Source organism: Pseudomonas sp. WS 5078 (genome assembly GCF_012985745.1).
GTDB lineage: Bacteria > Pseudomonadota > Gammaproteobacteria > Pseudomonadales > Pseudomonadaceae > Aquipseudomonas > Aquipseudomonas lundensis_A.
On the sequence record NZ_JAAQWX010000001.1, the window covers coordinates 344,208 to 369,873 of the forward strand.

General features: G+C 57.6%; 25 protein-coding genes. 14 read left to right on the forward strand and 11 right to left on the reverse strand.

The genetic code is table 11. The features are described 5' to 3' along the window. Window positions 1–27: 27 nt before the first annotated feature. Both HBN68_RS01590 and HBN68_RS01595 read right to left on the reverse strand, forming a co-directional pair. Complete coding sequence (locus HBN68_RS01590) at window positions 28–2,958, reverse strand: RHS repeat-associated core domain-containing protein (RefSeq protein ID WP_169962311.1); 2,931 nt, start codon at window positions 2,956–2,958, stop codon at window positions 28–30. Between the two features lie 91 nt (window positions 2,959–3,049). Continuing rightward, window positions 3,050–4,054, reverse strand: a complete 1,005-nt coding sequence (locus HBN68_RS01595; RefSeq protein WP_169962313.1) for an LLM class flavin-dependent oxidoreductase — start codon at window positions 4,052–4,054, stop codon at window positions 3,050–3,052. Between the two features lie 216 nt (window positions 4,055–4,270). Here HBN68_RS01595 and HBN68_RS01600 point away from each other — a divergent pair, with 216 nt between their 5' ends. Then, window positions 4,271–4,702 (forward strand): OsmC family protein, encoded by a 432-nt coding sequence (locus tag HBN68_RS01600; protein WP_094991742.1) that lies wholly within the window; start codon window positions 4,271–4,273, stop codon window positions 4,700–4,702. Between the two features lie 170 nt (window positions 4,703–4,872). Then, on the forward strand, window positions 4,873–5,106 hold the full coding sequence (locus HBN68_RS01605) for a DUF1161 domain-containing protein (protein ID WP_094991743.1): 234 nt from the start codon (window positions 4,873–4,875) through the stop codon (window positions 5,104–5,106). A 3-nt stretch (window positions 5,107–5,109) separates the two neighbouring features. Here HBN68_RS01605 and HBN68_RS01610 read toward each other — a convergent pair whose 3' ends face one another. Further along, complete coding sequence (locus tag HBN68_RS01610) at window positions 5,110–5,526, reverse strand: hypothetical protein (RefSeq protein WP_094991744.1); 417 nt, start codon at window positions 5,524–5,526, stop codon at window positions 5,110–5,112. A 110-nt stretch (window positions 5,527–5,636) separates the two neighbouring features. Between HBN68_RS01610 and HBN68_RS01615 the strand changes: the two genes are divergently transcribed. Next, a complete protein-coding gene (locus HBN68_RS01615; RefSeq protein ID WP_169962315.1) occupies window positions 5,637–6,686 on the forward strand; it encodes an aminopeptidase in 1,050 nt (349 codons plus the stop codon). On the opposite strand, the gene HBN68_RS01620 is transcribed toward HBN68_RS01615, so the two are convergent. Beyond that, complete coding sequence (locus HBN68_RS01620; RefSeq protein WP_094991746.1) at window positions 6,683–7,324, reverse strand: dual specificity protein phosphatase family protein; 642 nt, start codon at window positions 7,322–7,324, stop codon at window positions 6,683–6,685. The genes HBN68_RS01615 and HBN68_RS01620 overlap by 4 nt on opposite strands. A 303-nt stretch (window positions 7,325–7,627) precedes the next feature. Here HBN68_RS01620 and HBN68_RS01625 point away from each other — a divergent pair, with 303 nt between their 5' ends. From HBN68_RS01625 to HBN68_RS01635, 3 genes are read left to right on the forward strand one after another with little or no spacing between them, the layout of a single operon-like run. Next, on the forward strand, window positions 7,628–8,377 hold the full coding sequence (locus HBN68_RS01625; RefSeq protein WP_094991747.1) for a gluconate 2-dehydrogenase subunit 3 family protein: 750 nt from the start codon (window positions 7,628–7,630) through the stop codon (window positions 8,375–8,377). 2 nt (window positions 8,378–8,379) lie between these two features. After that, entirely contained in the window at window positions 8,380–10,161 is a 1,782-nt protein-coding gene (locus tag HBN68_RS01630; protein WP_169962317.1) for a GMC family oxidoreductase, read from the forward strand. 12 nt (window positions 10,162–10,173) lie between these two features. Next, on the forward strand, window positions 10,174–11,442 hold the full coding sequence (locus tag HBN68_RS01635) for a cytochrome c (RefSeq protein ID WP_169962319.1): 1,269 nt from the start codon (window positions 10,174–10,176) through the stop codon (window positions 11,440–11,442). Between the two features lie 42 nt (window positions 11,443–11,484). On the opposite strand, the gene HBN68_RS01640 is transcribed toward HBN68_RS01635, so the two are convergent. Then, window positions 11,485–12,036, reverse strand: coding sequence for a transporter substrate-binding domain-containing protein (locus tag HBN68_RS01640; RefSeq protein WP_169962321.1), 552 nt, complete (start codon window positions 12,034–12,036; stop codon window positions 11,485–11,487). Window positions 12,037–12,173: 137 nt separating this feature from the next. Between HBN68_RS01640 and HBN68_RS01645 the strand changes: the two genes are divergently transcribed. Then, window positions 12,174–12,599, forward strand: coding sequence for a DUF4399 domain-containing protein (locus tag HBN68_RS01645; protein ID WP_094991750.1), 426 nt, complete (start codon window positions 12,174–12,176; stop codon window positions 12,597–12,599). 57 nt (window positions 12,600–12,656) lie between these two features. Here the strand turns inward: HBN68_RS01645 and serA are convergent, their stop codons facing one another. Further along, entirely contained in the window at window positions 12,657–13,886 is a 1,230-nt protein-coding gene (gene serA / locus HBN68_RS01650) for a phosphoglycerate dehydrogenase (RefSeq protein WP_094991751.1), read from the reverse strand. Between the two features lie 206 nt (window positions 13,887–14,092). Between serA and HBN68_RS01655 the strand changes: the two genes are divergently transcribed. The 7 genes from HBN68_RS01655 to HBN68_RS01685 all read left to right on the forward strand — a co-directional run bounded on the left by HBN68_RS01655 (window position 14,093) and on the right by HBN68_RS01685 (window position 21,073). Continuing rightward, window positions 14,093–15,487, forward strand: a complete 1,395-nt coding sequence (locus HBN68_RS01655) for an FAD-binding oxidoreductase (protein WP_094991752.1) — start codon at window positions 14,093–14,095, stop codon at window positions 15,485–15,487. Window positions 15,488–15,620: 133 nt separating this feature from the next. Beyond that, window positions 15,621–16,286 carry a fumarylacetoacetate hydrolase family protein gene (locus tag HBN68_RS01660; RefSeq protein WP_169962323.1) on the forward strand — a complete coding sequence of 222 codons (666 nt, stop codon included), beginning with the start codon at window positions 15,621–15,623 and terminating at the stop codon, window positions 16,284–16,286. A gap of 168 nt (window positions 16,287–16,454) precedes the next feature. Next, window positions 16,455–17,498 carry a DUF5924 family protein gene (locus tag HBN68_RS01665; protein WP_169962325.1) on the forward strand — a complete coding sequence of 348 codons (1,044 nt, stop codon included), beginning with the start codon at window positions 16,455–16,457 and terminating at the stop codon, window positions 17,496–17,498. A 57-nt stretch (window positions 17,499–17,555) separates the two neighbouring features. Then, window positions 17,556–18,698: an MlaE family lipid ABC transporter permease subunit gene (locus HBN68_RS01670; RefSeq protein WP_094991885.1), complete on the forward strand. Its 1,143-nt coding sequence runs from the start codon at window positions 17,556–17,558 to the stop codon at window positions 18,696–18,698. 8 nt (window positions 18,699–18,706) lie between these two features. Next, window positions 18,707–19,498 (forward strand): ABC transporter ATP-binding protein, encoded by a 792-nt coding sequence (locus tag HBN68_RS01675; RefSeq protein WP_169962553.1) that lies wholly within the window; start codon window positions 18,707–18,709, stop codon window positions 19,496–19,498. A gap of 1 nt (window position 19,499) precedes the next feature. Continuing rightward, the gene (locus tag HBN68_RS01680) at window positions 19,500–20,438 is read left to right on the forward strand and encodes an MlaD family protein (RefSeq protein WP_094991756.1); all 939 of its coding nucleotides are present in this window, start codon (window positions 19,500–19,502) and stop codon (window positions 20,436–20,438) included. Continuing rightward, on the forward strand, window positions 20,435–21,073 hold the full coding sequence (locus tag HBN68_RS01685) for an ABC-type transport auxiliary lipoprotein family protein (RefSeq protein ID WP_094991757.1): 639 nt from the start codon (window positions 20,435–20,437) through the stop codon (window positions 21,071–21,073). The genes HBN68_RS01680 and HBN68_RS01685 overlap by 4 nt, the downstream gene beginning before the upstream one ends. Before the next feature lie 63 nt (window positions 21,074–21,136). Here HBN68_RS01685 and HBN68_RS01690 read toward each other — a convergent pair whose 3' ends face one another. The 5 genes from HBN68_RS01690 to HBN68_RS01710 all read right to left on the reverse strand — a co-directional run bounded on the left by HBN68_RS01690 (window position 21,137) and on the right by HBN68_RS01710 (window position 25,350). Then, window positions 21,137–22,366, reverse strand: a complete 1,230-nt coding sequence (locus tag HBN68_RS01690) for a nucleoside recognition domain-containing protein (RefSeq protein WP_094991758.1) — start codon at window positions 22,364–22,366, stop codon at window positions 21,137–21,139. A 105-nt stretch (window positions 22,367–22,471) separates the two neighbouring features. Continuing rightward, window positions 22,472–23,791 carry a glutamate/aspartate:proton symporter GltP gene (gene gltP / locus HBN68_RS01695; protein ID WP_094991759.1) on the reverse strand — a complete coding sequence of 440 codons (1,320 nt, stop codon included), beginning with the start codon at window positions 23,789–23,791 and terminating at the stop codon, window positions 22,472–22,474. Window positions 23,792–24,349: 558 nt separating this feature from the next. After that, the gene (locus HBN68_RS01700) at window positions 24,350–24,814 is read right to left on the reverse strand and encodes an inhibitor of vertebrate lysozyme family protein (protein ID WP_169962326.1); all 465 of its coding nucleotides are present in this window, start codon (window positions 24,812–24,814) and stop codon (window positions 24,350–24,352) included. A 2-nt stretch (window positions 24,815–24,816) separates the two neighbouring features. Further along, window positions 24,817–24,981, reverse strand: coding sequence for a DUF1328 domain-containing protein (locus HBN68_RS01705; protein ID WP_019828122.1), 165 nt, complete (start codon window positions 24,979–24,981; stop codon window positions 24,817–24,819). 84 nt (window positions 24,982–25,065) lie between these two features. After that, window positions 25,066–25,350 (reverse strand): hypothetical protein, encoded by a 285-nt coding sequence (locus HBN68_RS01710; RefSeq protein WP_169962327.1) that lies wholly within the window; start codon window positions 25,348–25,350, stop codon window positions 25,066–25,068. Window positions 25,351–25,666: the final 316 nt, after the last annotated feature.

Below are 25,666 nucleotides of genomic sequence, written 5' to 3' on the forward strand. Positions count from 1 at the left end.
CATCGCGTCACCGCGGTTTGTCTGGCGCTAGTGACGCCTGCTGCCATGGGGGTCGGTCATGAAGGCCCGTGTTTTCCGGGTTGACTCGGGAATGCTGACTTCCTGCAGCACAAAAAGGGACGCGAACGGGGCATAGGCTTTCACCACCGCTTGGGAGAAACCGGCCGATTTAATGGTGAACGTTGATTCGAGCGGATACACCCGTTCGGCCTCATTGACCGGTGACAGCAACTCCATGGCGCTGGTGCCTTTTACGGTGAACATGACCGGTTTCAACGTCACTTTGCGCGTGTCGTACGTACCGAATGCAAATCGCTTGGCCACGCTCATCATGTCGCTGACGGACATAAATTGCTCGGTACGCAGGATGTCCTTGTTTTGGGCATGCGCTTCTAGCGCTCTTAACCCCAATTCACTCACCTGTTGCCCCCTGTACGTGGTGGTTTCCGTGGTGCCGGGGTTGCGCAGAATATGTTGATTGAACAGTGTGACCGCACTTTCCCGCCCGATACTTAACGCGTCACTCATTCCGGAGACATCTGGGTCAAAAGTGGTGGCATCGGATCGTTCCATGGCTGAATACATTGTGGGAATGTCCTCCCACAGCCAGGCACCAGGGTTGTCGGGATGGATTGCAGGGTTGGTCATATAGCGTGCCGTTTCATTGAAGTAATTGGCAGACGCGATATACACCTCACCCAAACCTGCAAGGATATTGGCCGGCCTGGTCGCACCCAAGCTCACCGACTGGTTGTATAGATCCATTTCATCGAAGTTAAATCCTTGGGTTCGCAATGCTCCGATGATGTCCGAGTGAGGCCCTTGGGTAAGGCTGTGCCGGTACGTAAACGTATCAAGCTCTTTGAGGTAAATGGCTGGAAAGTTCTCGCGCAGATAACGATCAATCGCCTGCACCCGTGCTGGCCGGGTGTCGGCTGACACACCATTCAAACCATAAAGATCGATCCGGGAAACCGGGTTATTGGACACCATCGCGTAGCGGTTCAACCCGTCCAGGGTACCGGCGGGATCGGGGCTGATCCAGCGTTGCAACCACGGCGCGTAATAACGCATCCCGTAGTAATACAACCCGCTGGCATCCATTTCCTTGCCTGAGTAACGAATGGTTTTGTAGCGGGCTTGCAGCGATGTCCTGGCCGCCCACCAGGCAGTGGCGCCATAGGGGTAGTAACTTTCCTGAGTAATGAGCTGCGCTCGCCCATCAAGCTCCAGCGAACTGCTGCCCACAAGGTCAACCAGGCTGAAACGTATTTGAGTTTCAGGGGCAGTGCGTGCGCGCCCCTGATCCCATTGCAACACCCTGATACTGCTCAAGCCCGCACTCACGCACACCACGTTCAATTGTTCACCGGTCGCACTGTCATGCCGGATCTCAAGGCCCGGCAAATACCGAACCATCCGGGTATGCGTCATTGTGCTTGCCTGTGAGGTATGCACTTTTTGCACACGCTGCCCCGAGGCGTCGTAACGGTAGACCTCGTCATCGTTTTGGCCATCAGAACGCTGCACAAACGTCACTTTGCGCAGTTGATTGGCGACACTCCATTGCAAGGCCTGCCCTGCAGACAACGCCTGCTGATTGCCATTCATATCGAACGCCCTTCCCAGCCCCGGTTTCGGGGGGGGCACGCCCGGGTCCTCTTGCAGCACGCCATGGTTACTGGCATCGGCCACTGCCATTCGCTGCCTGTACCCGCCCCCCGTATTCACGCTGTGGCGCAACTGAAGCAAGTTGCCCGCTTCATCGTAGGCGTACACCTGTCTGTAGTTGCGCCAAACAGTGTCGTCCTTCATACCGAACAGCATGCACGGCGGCAAAAACCGGGTAGCGTCGTTGTTCGCATTCTCACGGCCGGTGGCGTAAATCAGTTGATAAAGCGTGTCATAACCATAGGTGCTGACGGGATCAACCTGGGCGTTGAACGCCCACTGCACCGGCTGGGCTCCGTCACTGATTTTTGTGACGTTGCCGACCCGGTCATATTCGTAGGCCAAGTCTTGCAAAGGACCTGCTGATTCCGCTTCACGGTAGGCCAGTAATCGCTCCAGCCGACCATCGGGCGCCGCGTATTGAGCCAGGGTGCTGACATTATTAGCGGCGCGTTCGGATTCCAGTTGAGCACTGGCGTTATACACGCGCTGACTCATCAGCACTTGCCGGCGCTCGCCCTTGAGAGTCAGGGCGTTCTCAAATAATAGACCGTCGATGCCGTACGAGAGGTGCTGAGTATGCCCTTTGGCATCGGTTTGCCCGATTACCGAGGCAAACGCATCGTATTGCCAGGCCGTTATAAAGCGCGATGTTTCCAACAGCGCATCACGGCCACTTTCTGCCTGCGGCCAGTCCACCGGTTCCAATGACTGGCAAAACTGACGCGCTTCCTTCAATAGCTGACCCTTCAACGAATACTGCTCATAACGCAAGGTGCCGGACGGGTCATCGTGACGTATCAAGCGGCCGGATCGGTTGGCAGCCTGATCTTCAGGGGTCGTGCCACCATACGTCAGGATTTCCACACAACGTTCCCGGGGTTCACCGGCCTCCCGTTCATGCCGGGATGTCAGCCTGAGCCATCGATCGAACACATGACGTAGCTGGCTGCCTCGCGAGTCCCGGCTTTGCAAGACCTGCCCCGCCGATCCGCGCAACCACCAGCGACTGCCCGCGTCAACGCTGTGGCTGTGCAATGGCTGCCCGCTGAGGCTGTAGAGGGTGTTTTGATTGGAGCCGGTAACGGTCGCGTGCTGACGCTGCGTGTGCAAACGCGGGTCCCATTGCGCCAGCAGCAAACCCGTGGCACTCCACATCTGACTGCTGATACGGGGCACGGCCTGCGCGCGGGGCAAGGTTCGGTGATACGCCACCTGACGCACACTCAGGGCGCGGGGATCGTAAGCCGTGAGGCTCGGGGTGTGATGGTGCAAAGACGAAGGCATGAGCATGACCGCAAAAAGACAAGGTCATGCCAGCCTGAAGGCCCGGTAAGGCCGTCAGGTGGTCATTATTTATAGCGCCGGGATGCGCGTATCAGCCTTGCTTCATCACCTGCGCCAGCAGCTCATAGGAATGAATACGGTCGGCGTGCTCATACAAATCGCAGGTGAAAATCAGCTCGTCGGCCCCCGTCTGCTCAACCAGTACCTGAAGCTTGGCGCGGATTTTTTCCGGGCTACCGACCATTGCCAGACCCAGGAAACTCATCACCGCCTCTTTTTCGTGAGGCAGCCACACGCCGTCCATGCTCTTGACCGGCGCACGCTGTACCAGACTTTGCCCACGCATCAACGCCAGAATGCGCTGGTAAACCGATGTGGCCAGGTACTCGGCCTGTTCATCGGTATCGGCTGCCACCAAGGGGACGCCCAGCATCACATACGGAGTGTCGAGCACTGCCGAGGGTTTGAAATGATTGCGGTAAACACGAATGGCTTCGTGCATCAACCGGGGTGCGAAATGGGAGGCGAACGCGTAAGGCAGTCCGCGCTCACCCGCCAGTTGTGCACTGAACAAACTGGAGCCCAGCAGCCACACGGGCACGTTCGTACCCGTGCCCGGCATCGCAATCACCCGCTGATCCGGTGTACGTGGCCCCAGATACCGCATCAGCTCCGCCACATCTTCAGGAAAATCATCGGCGCTGCCGGAGCGTTCCCGGCGTAACGCCCGGGCGGTCATTTGATCAGAGCCCGGCGCGCGGCCGAGGCCCAGATCAATCCGCCCCGGGTACAGGCTTTCAAGGGTGCCGAACTGCTCGGCGATCACCAGCGGCGCATGGTTTGGCAGCATCACGCCGCCCGAGCCCACGCGAATGGTCGACGTGCCGCCCGCCAGATACCCGATCAACACCGATGTCGCGGAGCTGGCAATGCCATCCATGTTGTGATGCTCAGCCACCCAAAAACGGTTGTAGCCAAACTTTTCTACGTGCTGCGCCAAGTCCAGCGAATTGTGCAGCGACTGAGCAGCAGTGCCGCCTTCGCGCACAGGCACCAAATCGAGGGTCGAGAACTTGATATCGGACAGGGATGTCATCAGCCGGCTACTCCTAGTGGGACGCAGGCTCAGACGCTCGCCAAAACCTGCCAGTGCTCTTTGCAATATGGGCATATACCCGAGTTTCAATAGCAGGCTATGAAATGAGCTACTAAAAAAGACGATTGGTCTGACAGGATGAACTTTAGTGCGCCGACTACCCTCACAACTTCACACCAGGCGTGAAACCTTCACGCCGTTCTTCAGGAGGCACGCATGAGTATTAAAAAGACAGCATCGGCTCATTGGGCAGGCGATCTTAAAACCGGCATCGGCTCCATCTCCACTGAAACCGGCGTACTGCGTGAAGCACCTTACGGCTTCAAGGCACGCTTTGAAGGCGGCAAAGGTACCAACCCCGAAGAGTTGATCGGTGCGGCCCACGCGGGTTGCTTCTCGATGGCCCTGTCGATGATTCTCGGTGATGCAGGGCTCAAGGCCGACAGCATCGATACCACCGCAGAAGTCACGCTGGACAAACAAGACGACGGTTTTGCGATCACCGCCGTGCACCTGGTGCTCAAGGCTAAAGTGCCGGGCGCCACCCAGGAGCAATTCGATGAATTGACCACCAAGGCCAAAGAAGGCTGCCCGGTCTCGAAGGTTCTCAATGCCAACATCACCCTCGACGCCACGTTGTTGAGCTGACCAGACGCGGCACGGTATCTCTGCCCGCTCACTGTTGAGCAGGCAGAGGCGACCTCAACAATGCCCGTCTATGTGCCCTGGATCAGTCCCGAGTGACGCCCGATGTGATCGAATCATCTCCGCGTGCGTCAATGCATGACTTTGCGCATTGCAATCAAGGGAGTCTCACCATGAAACGTTTCGCTCTAGCTGTTATCTGCTGCGCCATGGCCACCACCGCGTTGGCCGCACCCAAGCCGTGTGATGAACTCAAGGCTGAAATTGAGGCCAAGATTCAGGCTAATAACGTGTCGTCCTACACCCTGGAAATCGTGACCAACGACGAAGTTCAAGACCAAAACATGGTGGTGGGCACCTGCGAAAACGGTACGAAAAAGATCATCTACCAGAAGAACGACAACTGATCGCTACGGAATACAGTTGACCAGCCGCTCCTCGGCCAACACCTTGCCCTCGGCGTTATAGAGCCGGGCATAGGCGTTAAACCCCAGGGAGCGTGCCTGCAACCGGTAGCGCTGCCCCGGCTGGAAATCGGTGTAATTGAGCGTCAGGTAACACAACCGTTCCTGCGGGTTACTGAACTGACTCATGCCCCCGATAAAGACCTCGTAATCGAAGCGCACCATGAGTTCGTGGCTGCCCGGGGACACCTGAAAATAGCGGCCATCGGCCACGCGCTGATTGTCCAGTCGCTCCGCCATCACCAGCTTGCCCGTTTGGGTTTCAAGATCAACCCACGCCAGAGCCCGATTGTGCTCAGGTAAAGGCGTGCTGGCACACGCACTCAGCACACACGTGAGTGCTAGCCCTAAAAACGTCCGCATGCTTATTCCTCCACTCGTCTTAAGTGCCAGCATAGCGCCGTTGCTGTCAGCTGTGGCGCGCCGCCCCTTTCAACAGCTAGGCTTGCCGCACTCTTTGACTGGACTGACCAATGACGCCAAGCGCTCGATGTTTGCTGCTAGTTGCTGCAATGACCCTGCTCAACGGCTGTTCAAGCGTGAACTATTACTCACAACTGGCCAGCGGCCAGTTGCACCTGTTGAAAGCCCGCGAGCCAGTGGAGCACGTCATTGCAGACCCCCAGCGTCCGGCTGCCCTGCGCAAGCAACTGCGCAACGCCCAGGCAGCACGCACGTTCGCCAGCAAGCAGTTGCTTTTGCCCGACAACGCAAGCTATCGCCTGTACGCTGACCTCAAACGGCCGTACGTGGTATGGAATGTGTTTGCTACGCCAGAATTTTCACTCAAACCCATCACCCATTGTTTCCCGATTGCCGGGTGCGTTGCCTACCGCGGTTACTACTCTGTGGGGGGCGCGCGGGGTGAGGCTGCCCTGCAGCGCCAGCAAGGACGAGACGTGTTTGTCAGTGGTGTTGAAGCCTATTCAACCTTGGGCTGGTTCGACGACCCGATCCTCAACACCATGCTGACCTGGGGTGACGAACGGCTCGCCAGCGTGATTTTTCATGAATTGGCTCACCAGCGTGTGTATGTAAAGGACGACACGGAATTCAACGAATCCTTCGCCAACTTCGTTGAACAGGAAGGCACGCGTCAGTGGCGCGCTTACCAAGGTTTACCGGCCCCGGATCCGCGCGCGTTGCTGCAACGCGATCAATTTATCGGCCTGATTCTGCAAACGCGCCAAGGGTTAGAAACGCTGTATGCGCAATCGTTACCGGCCGAACGCATGCGCCAGCGCAAGGCCGCGACGTTTGAACAGATGCGCGTGCAATACCGTCAAATGCGCGATCAGCAATGGGCAGGGAACACACGTTTTGATCCGTGGATCAACAGCCCCATGAACAACGCCAAACTGCTGCCATTCGGGCTATACGATCAATGGGTGCCAGCGTTCGCGGCGCTGTTCAAGCAAAGCGGCAATGACTGGCAAACGTTTTATGCCGCTGTGGAAACCCTCGCTACGCTACCTCTGCCCGAGCGCAAGGCCGCCTTGCGCCAGCAGCTCGCAGACGGTTAAGCCTTACCCGGTTTCAACCAGTTCATGACCACACAGGAGGCAAACGCGCTGGTGCTGCACGCGCCACTGCTCAAGGCAGCACGCAGCGCAGGGATGTCAGCCTTCATCATGTACTTGGCGCCATCCTTGTAATGCGCGTTTTCGCCAAACCCGCCCTGGGTCATTTCTTTCAGGGCGTCTTCTTTGCTCCAGTCCTGCACCACCACGCGATACATGGCGGACATCAGCCCGGTACGGTCGGCGCCATGCTTGCAATGCATCAACACCGGCCCCTTTGCCTGTGCTGTCTGAATGGCGCGCAACGCAGCCAGCACGTCCTGGTCGTCTACATGATTGGTGCGATACGGCAACTGCACCTGAGTGACACCGGGGGTTTTCAGCCACGTGCTATCGGACTCGGGCAGGAAGTTGATCACCGTCGCAATCTGCAATTTTTCCAGCAGCGGCTGCGCATTGCTGTCCGGCAAAGCGCTGCGATAGAGCGTGGGCGACATTTGATACAGGTTGTACTGCGTGGCGACAGGCTGGGCCCATTGCACAGAACGGGATACAGGACTTTCTTCCGCCCGCGCCTGTGGCAAAGCGGCCAGCGTCAGGAATGCCAGGCACAGCGCGGGAAACATCCGGGAGTTCGCCATATCAGTTCAACCGTTTTTATAAGGATCAGAGAAAGTGCGGCGAGGGTGGATGAACCTGAATCAAAACTCTGTGAGGCGCTTGTCAAAAAATCGTGATGCCAGGAAAGGGGCTGCATTATTTAGGCCGGGGTGCGGCAAAATTACGCATGAATCGATTCACCCAGGCGATTGGCCTGTTAGTATTTGTAACCAATGTTTGCCTGCGCGTTGTTTTTTCCCGGTCGAGCTCGACCCGCGCCGCCTGCCAAAACGAAAAGCTGCCCATGAGCAGCTGTAATCCGTGAATGCCTGATGAGGTGCCTGATGTCTGAACAAGACAACCCGCGGCGTGAGTTTCTGCGCAAAACCCTGACCCTGATTCCTGTGGTGACTGTCGCCAGTACCGGCCTCGGCGGCTCGGTGCTGATGGCCTCGGCCAGCGTCGATGCCAAAGCCGTGGCCAACGAAGGGCAATCGCCCGCGCCTGCTGCTGGCAATGCGTATGAACCTACCTACTTCACCGCTGAAGAATGGGCATTTGTGAATGCCGCCGTAGCGCGCCTGATTCCAGCAGACGAACAAGGCCCCGGCGCGTTGGAAGCAGGTGTTCCGGAATACATCGACCGCCAGATGAACACGCCTTACGCCAGCGGCGCGCTGTGGTTCATGCAAGGCCCGTTCAATGCTGACGCACCGGCCGAAATGGGTTGGCAGAGCAAATTGGTCCCCAAGCAGATTTATCGCCTGGGCATTGCCGCTACGGATGAGCACTGCAAAAAGCACTACGGCTCAGTATTTGCTGGGCTAGACAGCGCTACCCGAGATGACGTGCTCAAGCAACTGGAGGCAGGGTCGCCCCAATTCGAAAGCGTGCCGGCAAAAATATTCTTCAGTTTTCTGCTGCAAAACACCAAGGAAGGGTTCTTCTGCGACCCGATTCACGGTGGCAACAAAGGCATGGTCGGCTGGACGCTGATTGGCTTCCCCGGCGCCCGCGCCGACTTCATGGACTGGGTAGAACGCAATGAGCAGTACCCCTTCCCGGCTGTATCCATCCGCGGCGAGAGGGCCTGAACATGACCGTTATGAAAAAAGTGGATGCCGTGATCGTTGGGTTCGGCTGGACGGGCGCGATCATGGCCAAAGAGCTGACCGAAGCGGGCCTGAACGTTGTCGCCCTCGAACGCGGCCCGATGCAGGACACGTACCCGGACGGTAACTACCCGCAGGTTATCGACGAACTGACCTACAGCGTGCGTAAAAAGCTCTTCCAGGATGTGTCAAAAGAAACCGTCACCATTCGCCACAGCGTAAACGATGTGGCGTTGCCAAACCGCCAGTTGGGTGCTTTCCTGCCCGGCAACGGTGTGGGCGGTGCTGGCTTGCACTGGTCGGGCGTGCATTTCCGTGTCGACCCGATCGAATTGCGCATGCGCAGCCATTACGAAGAGCGCTACGGTAAACACTTCATCCCCAAGGACATGACCATTCAGGACTTCGGCGTAAGTTACGAAGAACTGGAGCCGTTTTTCGACTACGCCGAGAAAGTCTTCGGCACGTCAGGCCAAGCTTGGACCGTCAACGGGCAGTTGGTGGGCGAAGGCAAAGGCGGCAACCCCTATGCGCCAGATCGCTCAAACCATTTCCCGCTGGAATCACAGAAAAACACCGTATCTGCACAGCTGTTTCAGAAAGCTGCCAATGACGTTGGCTACAAACCCTACAACCTGCCCTCTGCCAATACCTCCGGGCCCTACACCAACCCCTATGGGGCGCAAATGGGCCCGTGCAACTTCTGCGGTTTTTGCAGCGGCTATGTCTGCTACATGTATTCCAAAGCCTCGCCCAACGTGAACATCTTGCCTGCGCTCAAGCAAGTGCCCAACTTTGAGCTGCGCCCCAACGCTCACGTGATTCGCGTCAACCTCGACAGCGACAAAACCAAAGCCACAGGCGTTACCTACATCGACGCACTGGGCCGCGAAATAGAGCAGCCCGCCGACCTGGTGATTCTGGGCGCGTTCCAGTTCCACAACGTGCGTTTGATGCTGCTCTCGGGCATTGGCAAACCCTACGACCCGATCACCAACGAAGGCGTTGTCGGCCGAAACTTTGCCTACCAGAACATGGGCACGATCAAGGCCTACTTCGATAAAGACGTGCACACCAACAACTTCATCGGCGCAGGCGGCAATGGCGTGGCGATCGATGACTTCAATGCCGACAACTTCGATCACGGGCCGCACGGCTTTGTCGGCGGCTCACCCATGTGGGTCAACCAGGCCGGGAGCCGTCCGATTGCCGGTACGTCCAACCCGCCGGGCACTCCCGCGTGGGGCAGCGCGTGGAAGAAAGCCACCGCCGATTACTACACCCACCAAGTGTCCATGGATGCTCACGGTGCACATCAGTCTTACCGTGGAAACTACTTGGATCTCGACCCGGTTTACCGCGATGCCTATGGCCAGCCATTGCTGCGTATGACGTTCGACTGGCAAGAAAACGACATCAAAATGAACCGTTTCATGATGGAAAAAATGGGCAAGATCGCTCAGGCAATGAACCCGAAAGCCATCGCCCTGCTGGGCAAAAAAGTCGGTGACCACTTCAACACTGCGTCCTATCAAACCACCCACCTTAACGGCGGCGCGATCATGGGCACCGACCCGAAAACCAGTGCGCTGAACCGCTATTTGCAGAGCTGGGACGTGCATAACGTATTCGTGCCGGGTGCGTCTGCCTTCCCGCAAGGCTTGGGCTACAACCCGACAGGGCTGGTTGCGGCACTGACCTACTGGTCGGCGCGGGCCATCCGCGAGCAGTACCTGAAAAACCCCGGCCCGTTGGTTCAGGCATAAGGAGCGATGACCATGAAAGCACTTGTTATCGCGACCTTTACACTGTTGGGCAGCGTCTCGGCCATGGCCGACGGGGCAGATCCGCGCGCATTGATCCAGCAGGGCGAGTATCTGGCGCGCGCCGGGGATTGCGTGGCCTGCCATACCGCCAAGGACGGCAAGCCGTTTGCGGGTGGCCTGCCGATGGAAACCCCGATTGGCACCCTTTACTCAACCAACATCACGCCTGCCAAAAGCGGCATCGGCGATTACAGTTTTGCAGACTTCGACAACGCCGTGCGTCACGGCATCGCCCGAAATGGCAGCACCCTGTACCCGGCGATGCCCTACCCGTCCTATGCCCGGGTGAATCAGGCCGATATGCAAGCGCTGTACGCCTACTTCATGAAAGGCGTGAAGCCCGTCGAGCAAGCGAACAAGGCGGCGGATATTCCGTGGCCCATGAGCATGCGCTGGCCGCTGGCCATGTGGCGCTGGACGTTTGCACCCGCGGTTGCGGATTTCACCCCGGTTGCGGGCCAGGACCCAGTGGTCAGCCGCGGCGCGTATCTGGTCGAAGGTTTGGGCCACTGCGGCGCCTGCCATACCCCGCGAGCCCTGACCATGCAGGAAAAAGCCTTGAGCGCGACGGACGGCAGCGCCTTTCTCTCGGGCAGTGCGCCACTGGAAGGCTGGATCGCCAAAAACCTGCGCGGGGACCACAAGGACGGCCTGGGCAGTTGGGACGAAACGCAGCTGGTGCAGTTCCTGAAGACCGGGCGCAGTGATCGCAGCGCGGTGTTTGGGGGAATGAGTGACGTGATCGTCCACAGCATGCAGTACATGTCTGATGCCGACCTGACAGCAATCGCACGTTATTTGAAGTCGTTGCCTGCGGTGAATTCAGCCGACAAACCCCATCAGTACGATCCGGCCGTGGCCGATGCGCTATGGAACGGCGACGACAGCAAGCGCGGTGCAGCGGTTTACATCGACAACTGCGCTGCGTGCCACCGCACCGACGGCCATGGCTATACCCGCGTGTTCCCGGCGCTGGCAGGCAACCCGGTGTTGCAGTCCGAAGACCCGACCTCGTTGATTCATATCGTGCTCAAGGGCGGAACACTGCCGGCAACACACACCGCGCCGTCGACCTTCACCATGCCCGCTTTTGACTGGCGCTTGTCGGATCAGGAAGTGGCCGATGTGGTCAATTTCATTCGCACCAGCTGGGGCAATAAAGGGTCGGACGTCAACGCGTCTGATGTGAAAAGCATGCGCGACTCATCCACACACCCGTGAGGGGGCTGACGCCTCGGCTGCTGAGGAGCAGCCGGGGGGCGCTTATTTCTCGACCACCTGCCATTTCTGCGCCAGAGCGGCCAATCGGCCGTCGTCCCGGATGCGTTGCAACGCGTTATTGAGGCTCTTCTGAAAAGCCGGGTTGCCTTTCTGAAACGGGATCGCCAGTTTGATTTCTGTCGGGGTGCGAGCCTGATTCGCCGGTTCGACAAATGAAGACGCCTGCGCTACGCCTGTCACAGGTGTACGCAGATTGTCGTAGGGCTGACTGAAATCGAACCGATTCTGCAGTTCTGGAGTCAAAGCGATGTGATTGATTGCAACATCGTATTTCCCGCTTTCGACCCCCGACAGCAACTCGTTGCGATCCGTAACCAGGAGTGAGGCATGCACCTCAAGCTCGTTGGCCAACAGCTCGCCCAGCTCGACGTCGAAACCGGTCAACTGGCCGTCCTGCTTGAAGCTCCAGGGTGGCGAAGCAGCATCGAGGGCAATGCGCAACTCGCCCCGATCGTTCACGTCATCAATCAATTCGGCGTGAGCCAAAGGGCTCATCAGTGGCAATAACAGCATCAGGCCTGACAGAAGGCGCATGGTCACTCCTTTGAACGGGATGCAAGCGATTCGCAATAAAGGTTCGCTTTGCTTTATGTTGGTCAACTGCGGGTTGGACAGCGTACCGACTGGAAGTTGTCTTAACCCTATGAATTTTGTGAAAAACGGAGAAAAAAATGAAAAATCTATTGTCTCGCGTTGCACTGGCTTCAGTCCTGATGGGCGCTTCGGTGATCGCCATGGCGGCTACTCCGGCGCCTGAAGGCGCAAAAGTCGCCATCCTTTCCCCGGCTGACGGCGCCACTGTGGATAAAACCTTCACGGTCAAATTCGGCGTTGAAGGTATCAAGCTGGCACCTGCGGGCGACCAGACACCGAACACGGGCCATCACCACCTGTTGATCGACGTTGACCAGCCAATTGCCGCGGGCCAAGTGATCCCGGCAGATGCCAACCACGTGCATTTCGGCAAGGCGCAAACCGAAGCTGAAGTCACGTTGGCGCCCGGCAAGCACACCTTGCAACTGGAGTTGGCAGACAAGAACCACATGACGTTTGAACCCGTCATCGTTTCGAAGAAGATTACGGTCAACGTGAAGTAATTTCTTCGACGCACAAAAAAGGAGACCCGAGGGTCTCCTTTTTTTGTGGTGCGCGACTTAGAACAGTACGCGGCAACGGATGGTGCCGTTGATGCTTTGCAGCTTCTCTTGCGCCAGGTCCGAGGACTCGGCGTCGACGTCGATCACCACATAGCCAACTTTCTCGTTGGTTTGCAGGAACTGGCCGGAAATGTTGATGCCGTTTTCTGCGAAGACCTTGTTGATCTCGCTCATCACACCCGGAATGTTCTGGTGGATGTGCAGCAAACGGTGCTTGCCAGGGTGAGCCGGCAATGCCACTTCAGGGAAGTTGACGGAGGACACCGACGTACCGTTGTCGCTGTACTTGACCAGCTTCTCTGCCACTTCCAGACCGATGTTGGCTTGGGCTTCAGCGGTAGAACCGCCGATGTGCGGGGTCAGGATCACGTTGTCCAGGCCACGCAGCGGACTTTCGAACTCTTCGTCATTGGAGCGCGGCTCGACCGGGAACACGTCGATGGCGGCGCCGATCAGGTGCTTGTCCTTGATCGCGTCAGCCAGCGCGTCCAGCTCTACCACGGTGCCACGTGCGGCGTTGATCAGAATGCCGCCCTTTTTGATGGCGCGGATTTCTTTCTCACCGATCATCCACTGAGTGGCAGCGGTTTCAGGCACGTGCAGGGTCACGATGTCGGACATGCCCAGCAGTTCGTGCAGGTTGCCCACTTGCGTGGCGTTACCCAACGGCAGCTTGGTCACGGTGTCGTAGAAGAACACCTGCATGCCCAGGCCTTCAGCCAGTACCGACAGCTGAGTACCGATCGAACCATAACCGACGATACCCAGCTTTTTGCCACGGATTTCGAAGGAGTTGGCAGCGCTTTTGATCCAGCCACCGCGATGGCAAGAGGCGTTTTTCTCAGGGATGCCACGCAGCAACAGGATCGCTTCTGCCAACACCAACTCGGCCACCGAACGGGTGTTGGAGTAAGGGGCGTTGAAAACAGCGATACCGCGTTCGCGAGCAGCGTTGAGGTCGACCTGGTTGGTACCGATGCAGAAACAGCCAACAGCCACCAACTTCTTGGCGCAATCGAACACTTCTTCGGTCAGTTGAGTGCGAGAACGGATGCCGATGAAATGGGCATCAGCGATCTTTTCCTTCAACTGATCTTCAGGCAAGGAACTGGTGATGTACTCAATGCTGGTGTACCCGGCGGACTTGAGAACATCAACAGCGGATTGGTGGACGCCTTCCAGAAGAAGGAACTTGATCTTGCTCTTATCGAGAGAAGTCTTGCTCATCTGCGTAAACCTGTGTCCCAGAGAAAAATGGCAGGGAAGTGGACAGCCTGAGCTGACCTGGCCGGCGTGAAGACCGGCACCGAGAATCGTCCTACGGCTCGATTCTACGGGGGGGCCGTATGCTAGCATAAGCGCCCCGCTAAACACCCATTCCTGCGACGTGAAGCGTTCTCAGGATGACCATGAATTGTTCGAGAGTTCTGTTGATGACCCATCCTGCCTTGATTGATGAGCTAAAGACCCTGGTAGAGCCTGGCAAGGTTCTCACCGACGCCGATTCCCTCAATGCTTATGGCAAGGACTGGACCAAGCATTTCGCCCCTGCGCCGCTCGCCATCGTGTTCCCGAAAACAACCGAACAGGTACAGGCCATTGTGCTGTGGGCCAACGCTCACCATGTCGCGCTGGTACCCTCGGGCGGTCGTACCGGTTTGTCGGCGGCAGCCGTGGCGGCCAACGGCGAAGTGGTGGTGTCATTCGACTATATGAACCAGGTGCTGGACATCAACCTGACTGACCGCACGGTGGTGTGCCAGCCGGGCGTGGTCACCGAGCATCTGCAGAACCTCGCGCAAGAACACGGCCTGTATTACCCGGTGGACTTCGCCTCGGCAGGTTCCAGCCAGATTGGCGGCAATATCGGCACCAATGCCGGCGGGATCAAAGTGATTCGCTATGGCATGACCCGCAACTGGGTCGCGGGCATGAAAGTGGTCACCGGCAAGGGTGACGTACTCGAACTGAACAAAGACCTGATCAAAAACGCCACGGGTTATGACATGCGCCAGCTGTTCATCGGCGCTGAAGGCACGCTGGGCTTTGTCGTTGAAGCCACAATGCGCCTGGACCGTGCGCCCAAGAACCTGACGGCCATGGTGCTCGGCACGGCTGACTTCGACTCGATTATGCCGGTCCTGCATGCCTTCCAGAACAAACTGGATCTGACGGCATTCGAATTCTTCTCCGACAAGGCGCTGGCCAAAGTCATGGCGCGTGGCGATGTGCCTGCGGCGTTTGACACCGACTGTCCGTTCTACGCGCTGCTGGAATTCGAAGCGACCACCGAGGAAGTGGCCAACGCGGCTCTGGAAACCTTCGAGCACTGCATGGAACAAGGCTGGGTGCTGGACGGCGTGATGAGCCAGAGCGAAACCCAATTGCAAAACCTGTGGAAACTGCGCGAGTACATCTCCGAAACCATTTCCCACTGGACGCCGTACAAAAACGACATCTCGGTCACCGTTTCGAAAGTGCCTGCGTTTTTGAAAGAGATTGATGCGATCGTCGGTGAACACTACCCGGATTTCGAAATTGTCTGGTTTGGTCACATCGGTGACGGCAACCTGCACCTGAACATCCTTAAGCCTGAAAACCTGAGCAAAGACGACTTTTTTGCCAAATGCGCGACCGTCAACAAGTGGGTGTTTGAAACGGTCGAGAAGTACAACGGTTCGATTTCGGCCGAGCACGGCGTGGGCATGACCAAGCGTGATTACTTGACGTACAGCCGATCACCGGTCGAGATCGAGTACATGAAAGCCATCAAGGCTGCATTTGACCCGAACGGCATCATGAACCCGGGCAAAATTTTCGCGATTTAATCAGCGGCACAACAGCGGTAGTCGCTGCCCAAGAGTGGTTGAACAACCCGTTTCCCTGGAGCACGCGTGCACTCGGTCTCCAGGGCAACGTCGGCAGCGACGCGTTAAGCGAACCCACCAGCGGAGTCGGTCAATGAGCTATCAGCACCAGTATGTCGACGGTACGAAGATTCACTTTCCAATCGGCAAAGTGGTGTGCATCGGGCGTAACTATGCCGAGCACGCCAAAGAGTTGGATAACCCGATCCCGACTGAGCCTTTGTTGTTCATTAAACCCGGCAGTTGCGTAGTGCCGCTGGAAGGCGGTTTTACCATCCCGACCGAGCGCGGTTCCGTGCATTACGAGGCCGAAATCGCTGTGCTGATCGGCAAGCCGCTGTCCAACAACCCGAGCACCGAAGAGGTGCTGGACGCCATCTCCGGGTTTGCTCCGGGCCTGGACCTGACCCTGCGCGACAAACAGGCCGAGCTGAAAAGCAAAGGCCTGCCCTGGGAAATCGCCAAATCGTTTGACGGCGCCTGCGTGTTGGCACCGTTCGTGGCGAGCTGCACCTTCCCGGACCTGAAGAACATTGGAATTCGTTTGACCATCAATGGCGACGTTCGCCAGGACGGCAACAGTGCCCTGATGCTCAATCCAATCGTGCCGATGATTCAGCACATCGCGTCCTGCTTCTCACTGCAAGCAGGCGACGTGGTCATGACCGGCACGCCGGCAGGTGTAGGTCCGTTGACGGTCGGGGATGAGATTGTTCTGGAACTGAGCGGGGTCAGACCCTTCGAAAGCTGCGTGTGTTAAACCCACCGTTAAATCCCTCTCTCCAGCCCCTCCCTTTGGGAGAGGGCTGACTGTCACTCTCAAACTCTCAAACTCTCAAACTCTCAAACTCTCAAACTCTCAAACGTCGATTCCAGCAAACCGCTATTCTGTCGAGGATTTTTCCTATACAGAATGTGAACCCGCCGCATGCCAAACTGGAACCATTACTTACAGCGCGTCATTGAATTAATGAAGCGCTATCCGGGGCTGATTGCGCTGTTCGGCTTCTGTTCGGGAGTGGGCAGTTTCATTCTGGTTGATCGTCAGCAAGGCATGGCCCGCTGGATCGCTGTGATTTTGCTGGTGAGCTGGGTCTGGCTGATGCTGGAAAACACCTTCACGCAGCTGTTCATGCGCGTGTTCAAGCGCGAAATCCCTCCGCCGCTGCTGCGTTACGCCACGCAGATGATCCATCAGGAAAGCCTGTTTTTCGTCTTACCGTTTTTCTTTATCACCACCACCTGGAACAGCGGCCAGATGGTCTTCACCGGGCTGCTCGGCGCCACCGCGCTGGTGACCATTACCGACCCGCTCTATTACAAATGGCTAGCCCCCAAGCGCTGGCTGTTTCTGGCGGTACACACGCTGGCGCTATTCGCGGCGCTGCTGACCGCACTGCCGATCATCCTCAACCTCACCACCTCGCAAAGCTACATGCTGGCATTGGGCGCCGCTGTGGTGCTGTCCATCCCCAGTCTGGCCGTGAGTTTGCCGCTCAAGACCCTGCGCGGCTGGCTGTTGCTGCCGTTGATGGTGATTGCTCTTGGCGGCACAGGCTGGCTGCTGCGCTCATGGGTGCCGCCCGCCACGCTGTGGATGACGGAAGTGGCGGTTACCACGCAATTGCAGGACCGCACGCCGGGCGAGAGCCTCAAGCGCATTGACGTCAACGCACTGCGGGCGCAGGGGTTGTATGCCTACACCGCGATCAATGCGCCACGGGGTTTGAACGAGCGTATCTATCACGTGTGGAAGCTCAATGGTCGGGAAGTAGACCGCATCGCGCTGGATATCAAAGGCGGGCGCAAGGAAGGTTATCGCGCCTGGACCCACAAACAGAACTTCCCGCCCAACCCTGTAGGCCGCTGGCAAGTACGGGTGTTGACGGAAGACGGGCAGATGATTGGCGTGTTGCGCTTCCGGGTTATCGACGCAGATCAATCACCTTCAGCGTCCAGTCAGGCAAACTGACCGTATTGTGCTATTACCTATGGTCTACGTATTCGCGAAACGAGCTTGGAGCCGACGATTATTACTGCTAAGGCTGGCGACGCCCAATTAGACACTTCGAGCACACCGGCCCGACTCCACATCAGTGGCGACTGGACGCTGGCCAATTACGCACGCCTCAAGCAACTGACCGAGCAGTTGGCGGGCAAGTACGACGACAGCACCCGCGTGGACCTGGATGATGTCAGCCGCCTCGACACGGCAGGCGCTTCGCTGCTGGTCGAACTGCTGGGCGCCGAACGCGTCAGCCAACTGGCCGACGCGACCTCCAAACTCCCCGCCGCCGACCGCGCCCTGTTGCAAACGGTCTATTCCTCAATGCGCGACTTTTGCGTGCCAGCCAAGCCACCAGAGCAGAACACCGGCATTCAGGTGCTCAGCCGCATTGGCTGCGCGGTCGACAAGCTGTGGCAAGACTCGCTGAAACTGCTGGGTTTCATCGGCCTGATCCTGCAAACCCTGGCCCGCAACCTGTTTCGACCCAAACAATGGCGCATCACCCCGGTGGTGGCGCATATCGAACAAATCGGCCTGAACGCGGCCCCGATTGTGGTGCTGCTGACCTTTATGGTTGGCGCGGTGGTGGCGTTCCTTGGCGCGACGGTGCTGGCCAACTTCGGCGCAGGCATTTTCACCGTCGACCTGGTGGCGTTTTCGTTCTTGCGAGAATTTGGCGTGTTGCTGACTGCCATCCTGCTCGCAGGTCGCACCGCGAGTGCGTTCACGGCACAAATCGGCTCGATGAAAGCCAACGAAGAGATCGATGCCATTCGCACGCTGGGCCTCGACCCCATGGATTTGCTGGTGCTGCCACGTGTCCTGGCGCTGCTGATCGCGCTGCCGCTGCTCACCTTTTTGGCAATGATGGCGGGGATTCTGGGTGGCGCCGTGGTGTGCATCGTATCGCTGGGTATTTCGCCCGACATGTTCATCTCACTGCTGCACTCGGACATCGGTGTGCAGCACTTTCTGGTGGGCATGGTCAAAGCGCCCTTCTTCGCCTTCCTGATCGCCGCGGTCGGCTGCCTGGAAGGGTTCAAGGTCGCGGGCAGTGCTGAATCGGTGGGCGAACACACGACCTCCAGCGTGGTGCAATCGATCTTTATCGTGATCGTGCTGGATGCCGTGGCGGCGTTGTTCTTCATGGAGATGGGCTGGTGAGTGCTTCTGTGCAAAAAAACCGCGAGGCGGTGATTGAAGTGCGCGGCCTGTGCAATCGCTTTGGCAGCCAGACTGTGCACGAGCACCTCGACCTGGATGTGTACAAGGGCGAGATATTGGGTGTGGTGGGCGGCTCCGGCACGGGTAAATCCGTGCTGTTGCGCAGCATTGTCGGCCTGCGTCGCCCCAATGAAGGCGAAGTGCGGGTATTCGGTGAAGACTTGATGAGCTTGCCCGAAGAAAAACGCTCGCAGGTTGAACGAAGGTTCGGTGTGCTGTTTCAGCAAGGCGCGCTGTTTTCGTCACTGACCGTCACCGAGAACATCGCCCTGCCACTGATCGAACACGCAGGCCTTAGCCGCCCGGACGCCGAGCACCTGGCGCTGGTGAAACTGGCCCTGGCCGGGCTGCCGTTGTCTTCGGCCGACAAATACCCGTCGTCGCTGTCGGGCGGGATGGTCAAGCGTGCTGCACTGGCCCGCGCACTGGCGCTGGACCCGGATATTCTGTTTCTCGACGAGCCCACCGCCGGGCTAGACCCGATTGGCGCAGCGGCGTTTGACCAGTTGATCCTGACCCTGCGTGATGCGCTGGGCCTGGGTGTGTTCCTTGTCACGCACGACCTCGACACGCTCTATACCATTACCGACCGGGTGGCAGTGCTGTCACAAAAACGCGTGTTGGTAGCCGAACCGATCAAGCAGGTCGAAGATTACGACGACCCGTGGATTCATGAGTATTTCCATGGCCCTCGTGGCCGCGCCGCGTATGAAGCGGCAATCCAGCGTAAGGAGCAATGACATGGAAACCCGCGCCCATCATGTATTGATTGGCTTGTTCACTGTGCTGGTTATCGTCGGCGCCATGCTATTTGGCTTGTGGCTGGCCAAGGCCAGTATGGACAGCACCTTTAAAGACTACGAAGTGGTATTCAACGAGGCTGTCAGTGGTTTGTCCAAGGGCAGCTCGGTGCAATACAACGGGATCAAAGTCGGGGACGTGATCGAGTTGCGCCTTGACGACAAGGACCCGCGCCGCGTGCTGGCGCGTATCCGCCTCGCAGCCAATACGCCGGTCAAAGTCGACACCAAGGCCAAGCTGGCGCTGACGGGCGTGACAGGGACGTCGATCATTCAGCTCAGCGGCGGAGACCCCAACAGCCCGCCGCTCAAAGGCAAAGACGGCAAACTGCCTGAAATCGTGGCCTCGCCCTCGCCCATTGCGCGCCTGCTGACCGACGGTTCTGACGTCATGGCCAACGTGAACATGCTGCTGCACAACGCCAATCGCCTGTTCTCCCATGAAAACGTCGACCGCGTGGGCAAGACCCTGAACAACCTTGAACAAACCACCAACGCCATTGCCGGCCAGCGCGGCGATATTTCCCAGACGTTGAAACAACTGGCGCAGGTCGGCAAACAGGCGAGCATCACCCTGGAGCAAACCACGGCGCTGATGCGCAACGCCAATGGCCTGCTGAGCACTCAGGGCAAGCAGATGTTCGGCAGCGCCGAGCAAGCGATGCAGTCTCTGGAGCACAGTGCCGCCACCATCAACACCTTGCTCAGTAATAACGAAGAGTCACTGAACAACGGCATGCAAGGGCTCAATCAACTGGGCCCGGCCGTTAATGAGCTGCGCGAAACCCTGAGTACGCTGCGCGCTATCTCGCGGCGCCTGGAAGCCAATCCAAGCGGTTACTTGCTGGGCCGCGAACAGAACAAGGAATTCACGCCATGAATCGTACGTATCGCCTGGCAGGTTCAATTGTCTTGGCCGCGAGCCTGAGCCTGCTCAGCGCTTGCTCGATTCTGCCCAAACCCGAACCGGTTGATGTGTACTGGCTGCCGTATGCCCAAACGCCGATTGCAGCCAGCCGCAGCGCGCCAGTGAAATGGTCGTTGCGACTCGACAAGCCGATGGCCAGTAATGCGTTGAACAGCCAGAACATTGCCGTGGTGCCGCAAGGCAACCTGATCAGCAACTATAAGGGTGCGCGCTGGAGTGACCCGGCCCCGGTGCTGTTACGCAATCGCCTGCTGGACGCGTTTTTGCAGGATGGGCGGATTCAGGGCTTGAGCACTGACGACAGCAATTTGCAGGCGGACTACGAACTGGGCGGCGAGCTATTAGCGTTCCAGACCCACTACAACGGCAAAAGCCCGGAAGTGGTGATTCAGTACAACGCTCGACTGGTGCGCGCGAGTGACCAGCGGGTGATTGCGTCTCGGCGTTTTGAAACGCGCCAGCCGCTCAACAACCCCATGGTGCCAAGCGTGGTGGCAGGCTTTGGTCAAGCGACCGATGCGCTGATGCCTCAAGTGGTGCAATGGGTGATGCAACAGGGCCAGGCGCAGCGCGCCATCACCCCTTAGCAAACAACGCAGCCGCGCCCCTGGATGGACATTCAGGGACAAGGCTGCGAAAGCTCTTGGGCGTTAACCGAAGAACCAGTAGCACACGCCAATTGCGGCCAATACGCCCGAGAACTCTGCCAACAGCGCGCAACCCACCGCGTGACGGGCACGCTGGATACCGACAGCGCCGAAGTACACCGCCAGCACATAGAACGTCGTTTCGGTACTGCCCTGCACAGTGGCCGCCACCAGCGCCGGGAAGCTGTCGACCCCCTGGTTTTGCATGGTTTCGATCAACAGTGCCCGTGCCGCACTGCCCGAGAATGGCTTGACCATCGCAGTCGGCAGAGCATCGACAAAACGGGTGTCCCAACCCAGCCATTCAACCGCATGGCGGATGCCGTCCAGGCCGAAATCCAAAGCCCCAGAAGCCCGCAGCACGCCTACTGCGCACAACATGGCCACCAAGTAGGGAAGCAGGTTTTTGGCCACGTCGAAGCCTTCTTTGGCGCCTTCGACAAAGGCCTCATACACCTTGACCTTACGGAGCGCGCCGATCACCAGAAAAATCATGATCAGCCCGAACAGGGTCAGGTTGCCGAGAATGGACGACAAACTGGCCAGCGCGGTGGCTGACAACCCCGCCAACAAGGCCATGAATCCACCCAGAATCAGCGCCCCCGGCAGCAAATACGCCAACACGACCGGGTCCCACAGGCGTAAACGCTGCATGAAGGCCACTGAGAGCAGCCCCACGAGGGTTGAAGCACTGGTTGCCAGCAAGATAGGCAGAAACACCAGCGTCGGGTCAGCAGCGCCCTGCTGCGCGCGGTACATGAAGATGGTGACGGGCAGAAGCGTCAGCGATGAGGCATTGAGCACCAGAAACAGGATTTGCGCATTGCTGGCGCTGGTCGGATTGGGGTTGAGTTCTTGGAGGGCGCGCATGGCTTTGAGACCAATCGGCGTAGCGGCATTGTCCAGGCCCAGTCCGTTGGCGGCGAAGTTCAGGGTAATAAACCCCAGCGCCGGGTGGCCGGGCGGCACCTCGGGCATCAGGCGCTTGAACAAGGGCCCCAGCGCCCTGCCCAGCCAGTCTACGATCCCGGCCTTTTCAGCAATGCGCAGAAATCCCAGCCATAGCGTCAGGGTGCCGAACAGCAGAATCATCACCTCAACCGACAACTTGGCCATGGCGAAAATGCTTTCGACAATCGCCGCGAAAATCCCGGCATTGCCCCCTACCAGCCATTGGGCGAGTGCCGACACGGTCGCGACGACGAAAAAGCTGAGCCATAGGCCGTTAAGCATCACAAACACTCCTTAAAGATGCGGCGAATGATAGCGGCCAACCCCCAGAAACAACAAACCCCGGACAAGTCCGGGGTTTGGGGAGTGAAGCGTGCGCGGGGGCGATTATTCGCCTTTTGGCAGGGCTTCCTTGCTGCGCCAGTGCGGCAGCGAGTTCCAGTAGCGCTGACCCTTGGCCTCGTCGTACATGCCTTCCCAACGCGAAATCACCAGTACCGCCAGGGCGTTACCAATCACGTTCAAAGCCGTACGCGCCATGTCCATCACGCGGTCTACACCGGCGATGAAGGCCAGGCCTTCCAGCGGGATGCCCACGCTGCCCAGTGTGGCCAGCAGCACCACGAAGGACACACCCGGTACACCGGCGATCCCTTTGGAGGTAACCATCAGGGTCAGTACCAGCAGCAGTTGCTGGCTGATCGACAGATCAATGCCGTACAGCTGGGCAATGAAGATTGCCGCAATGCTCTGGTACAGGGTCGAACCGTCGAGGTTAAACGAGTAACCCGTCGGTACCACGAAGCTGCAGATCGCTTTCGGGCAACCGTAGGCTTCCATCTTCTCAATTACACGCGGCAGCACGGTTTCCGAGCTGGCGGTGGAGTAAGCCAGTACCAGCTCATCCTTGAAGATGCGCATCAGCTTGATCACCGAGAAACCAAACATCTTGGCGATCAGGCCCAGCACCACGAAGCCGAAGAACAGGATGGCCCCGTAAACCAGCACCACCAGCTTGGCCAATGGCAGCAACGAGGCAAACCCGAAGTTGGCAACCGTCACAGCGATCAACGCAAACACACCGATTGGCGCGTAGTTCATGATCATGTGAGTCACTTTGAACATCGACTCGGACACGCCCTGGAAGGTTTTCACCAGCGGGTCGCGCAGCTCGGCGTTCAAGCTCGACAAACCAAGACCGAACAGCACCGAGAAGAAGATGATCGGCAGCATTTCACCGCGCGCCATGGCCGCGAAAATGTTCGAAGGGATCAGGTTGAGGATGGTTTCGATGAACGCATGTTCGTGCTGAACTTCTGCGGCCGTCGCTTGATATTTGGAGATATCAACCGTGCCCAGGGTGCTCATGTCGATGCCGGCGCCCGGGTGGAACACGTTGGCCAGTACCAGACCGACCACGATCGCGATGGTGGTCACCACCTCGAAGTAAATGATGGTTTTAAGCCCGATGCGACCGAGTTTCTTCGCATCCCCCACGCCTGCAATCCCGACAACCAGTGAAGAAATCACGATTGGGATTACGATCATCTTGATCAGACGGATAAAGATATCGCCAGCGGGTTGCAAGACGTTGCTGATCCACCAGGCCTTTTCAGCACTGAAATGGTTAAGCAGCGCGCCGATTGCAATACCCAGTACCAGACCGATGAGGATCTGCCAGGCGAGGCTCAGTTTTGCCTTCTTCATGTCATTACCCTTACTTCAAGTGGACTCGGGAAAAGGCTCAGACTAGAGCGCTGGAAAGCGCATTATTCCAAAACCTTTTCCCCCGTAGAAGGTCGCCCAAAATCGAGCTGATTAGGCTCTTCGGCAGGCGAAAAAAGGCGCAACTATTCCCATGCAAGGGGAAGCCGTCTAATGCCGTAAACGCCTACCCTATGCCGAATCGGCATGGATATTGTCCGACAAGACCTTAAACGCAGGGAGCAATAAAGACAGAGAATAGACGACATAACCGCCGCAGACCGGCTGTTTCAAGGTCTTTTTACAGCTGTGACGCGGCCTAAAAATACGTCCGCACCTCAGAAATATCCGACAACATAAATCGGTTATAGAGAAGTAATCATTTTGCTATTAGTCGATAGAAGGTCGACGTCCGCAAGGGTCGCTGAAGCCACATTTTTTTCAAAAATTTGAGTCGCAGTAAGGTTTTACGAATAAAAAGGAGATTTTTCAGACGAAAAAAAACCAAGGCATAACCTTGGCTTTTTTACTCATCAACAGCTGAAGAAACTGCCCAACGGGTTAGTACCAGTTAGGGTCTTTCTTCAATTGTTCTTTTAGCAGTGCTTGCATACCGGCATCAGGCTGACCCAAGAATCGATAATCGGCATGACGCGTCGGCGACTTATCAGCCGGCAAACCTGCTGGCACTTCGACCAACATGCCGTAAGCGTGCTTCTTGTCGAGGCTGACCGCCACGATAAGACGCTTGTTCAAACAGGTCTGCGCGGTTTCACAAAGAGGCCCGACCAGGTAGGCATCGCCATCTTCAGTCAACGCGTTCATCTGCTTGGCGCTTCCCGACAGGTTCATCACCCATTCCGGAAGGCGCTCTTCCTTTTGGACCACGGCTTGCCATGTGTCCCGGTACGCGGGGTCATTTAACAGGTCGTTGGCACGGGACTGGCCATCATTGGCTGCCAGCGCCATGGCACTGCCGCCCATCAACAGGGCAGCGGCCATTGCCTTAAAGGATCGGTTAAACATGGTTATCCTCGACCGCGGCGGCCAAAGATGAAGGACACCACGAACATCACCAGGAAGACGACGAACAGAATTTTGGCGATACCGGTGGCGGTGCCCGCGATACCACCAAAGCCCAGAACGGCTGCGATGATGGCGATAATCAGAAAGGTAATTGCCCAACTCAACATGGTGATTCTCCTTATTACTGTGGGAAAGCGTGTCGATCTCGATGCAGCGTCTCAAGCCCGAAAGGGTCTCAAGGTTGTGAACACTTAAAACACCCAACGTTCCTGCGGCACTTCGGTATTTGCGATTTGCGTCTCATCGGCCGCTGTCAGGGCGTAACCGGAGATCACCTCGGCGCTCGAGCCGATCGCACTGAAGTGCGTCTGCTGGGCGGGTTGGTGCAAAACAGTCTGTACAGGTTGTGTCGCATGCTCAAAACGTACGAGCTGCTGACCACCGATCAACGTGACCAGAAGCGCCAAACTGGCGAACAGGCCTTGTTGAAGATGAAGCGAAGAAAGGCGAATGCGGGATAGACCTAGACGATTCATGCTCAGACTCCTGCCACTCGGTGGTCATTGTTGGGTTGAGGCCGCCAGCGTTGAATGCTGGAAGACTGCGTTACAGGCGTTATTGCAGTCTGCATGCCAAGTTTTAAATTCGAATAAAAACCTTATAAATCAATATGTTAAAAGAGATAGACAATTGCGTGAGCGAGCATCCTGCACGATGCAGAGATGTTGGGTCGGGCGTTATGCACGACTGATCCTGCTCGCATTCAACCCGTGGCAGGAAGGGATGGCACAATGCAATTGTTTTAGTAGGAGTAATTGACCACCGCAGCCACTGAAAATCGCGTGAAATCAG

What these genes read in the sequence shown, in the direction of transcription:
- HBN68_RS01660 (WP_169962323.1), top strand. Translation starts at nt 15,621, where the DNA reads ATGAGCTATCAGCACCAGTATGTCGACGGTACGAAGATTCACTTTCCA.
- gltP (WP_094991759.1), bottom strand. Translation starts at nt 23,791, where the DNA reads ATGAAGAAGGCAAAACTGAGCCTCGCCTGGCAGATCCTCATCGGTCTG.
- serA (WP_094991751.1), bottom strand. Translation starts at nt 13,886, where the DNA reads ATGAGCAAGACTTCTCTCGATAAGAGCAAGATCAAGTTCCTTCTTCTG.
- HBN68_RS01690 (WP_094991758.1), bottom strand. Translation starts at nt 22,366, where the DNA reads ATGCTTAACGGCCTATGGCTCAGCTTTTTCGTCGTCGCGACCGTGTCG.
- HBN68_RS01680 (WP_094991756.1), top strand. Translation starts at nt 19,500, where the DNA reads ATGGAAACCCGCGCCCATCATGTATTGATTGGCTTGTTCACTGTGCTG.
- HBN68_RS01710 (WP_169962327.1), bottom strand. Translation starts at nt 25,350, where the DNA reads ATGAATCGTCTAGGTCTATCCCGCATTCGCCTTTCTTCGCTTCATCTT.
- HBN68_RS01665 (WP_169962325.1), top strand. Translation starts at nt 16,455, where the DNA reads ATGCCAAACTGGAACCATTACTTACAGCGCGTCATTGAATTAATGAAG.
- HBN68_RS01595 (WP_169962313.1), bottom strand. Translation starts at nt 4,054, where the DNA reads ATGACATCCCTGTCCGATATCAAGTTCTCGACCCTCGATTTGGTGCCT.
- HBN68_RS01620 (WP_094991746.1), bottom strand. Translation starts at nt 7,324, where the DNA reads ATGGCGAACTCCCGGATGTTTCCCGCGCTGTGCCTGGCATTCCTGACG.
- HBN68_RS01640 (WP_169962321.1), bottom strand. Translation starts at nt 12,036, where the DNA reads ATGCGCCTTCTGTCAGGCCTGATGCTGTTATTGCCACTGATGAGCCCT.
- HBN68_RS01635 (WP_169962319.1), top strand. Translation starts at nt 10,174, where the DNA reads ATGAAAGCACTTGTTATCGCGACCTTTACACTGTTGGGCAGCGTCTCG.
- HBN68_RS01705 (WP_019828122.1), bottom strand. Translation starts at nt 24,981, where the DNA reads ATGTTGAGTTGGGCAATTACCTTTCTGATTATCGCCATCATCGCAGCC.
- HBN68_RS01625 (WP_094991747.1), top strand. Translation starts at nt 7,628, where the DNA reads ATGTCTGAACAAGACAACCCGCGGCGTGAGTTTCTGCGCAAAACCCTG.
- HBN68_RS01615 (WP_169962315.1), top strand. Translation starts at nt 5,637, where the DNA reads ATGACGCCAAGCGCTCGATGTTTGCTGCTAGTTGCTGCAATGACCCTG.
- HBN68_RS01590 (WP_169962311.1), bottom strand. Translation starts at nt 2,958, where the DNA reads ATGCCTTCGTCTTTGCACCATCACACCCCGAGCCTCACGGCTTACGAT.
- HBN68_RS01610 (WP_094991744.1), bottom strand. Translation starts at nt 5,526, where the DNA reads ATGCGGACGTTTTTAGGGCTAGCACTCACGTGTGTGCTGAGTGCGTGT.
- HBN68_RS01630 (WP_169962317.1), top strand. Translation starts at nt 8,380, where the DNA reads ATGACCGTTATGAAAAAAGTGGATGCCGTGATCGTTGGGTTCGGCTGG.
- HBN68_RS01605 (WP_094991743.1), top strand. Translation starts at nt 4,873, where the DNA reads ATGAAACGTTTCGCTCTAGCTGTTATCTGCTGCGCCATGGCCACCACC.
- HBN68_RS01700 (WP_169962326.1), bottom strand. Translation starts at nt 24,814, where the DNA reads ATGTTTAACCGATCCTTTAAGGCAATGGCCGCTGCCCTGTTGATGGGC.
- HBN68_RS01685 (WP_094991757.1), top strand. Translation starts at nt 20,435, where the DNA reads ATGAATCGTACGTATCGCCTGGCAGGTTCAATTGTCTTGGCCGCGAGC.
- HBN68_RS01645 (WP_094991750.1), top strand. Translation starts at nt 12,174, where the DNA reads ATGAAAAATCTATTGTCTCGCGTTGCACTGGCTTCAGTCCTGATGGGC.
- HBN68_RS01600 (WP_094991742.1), top strand. Translation starts at nt 4,271, where the DNA reads ATGAGTATTAAAAAGACAGCATCGGCTCATTGGGCAGGCGATCTTAAA.
- HBN68_RS01655 (WP_094991752.1), top strand. Translation starts at nt 14,093, where the DNA reads ATGACCCATCCTGCCTTGATTGATGAGCTAAAGACCCTGGTAGAGCCT.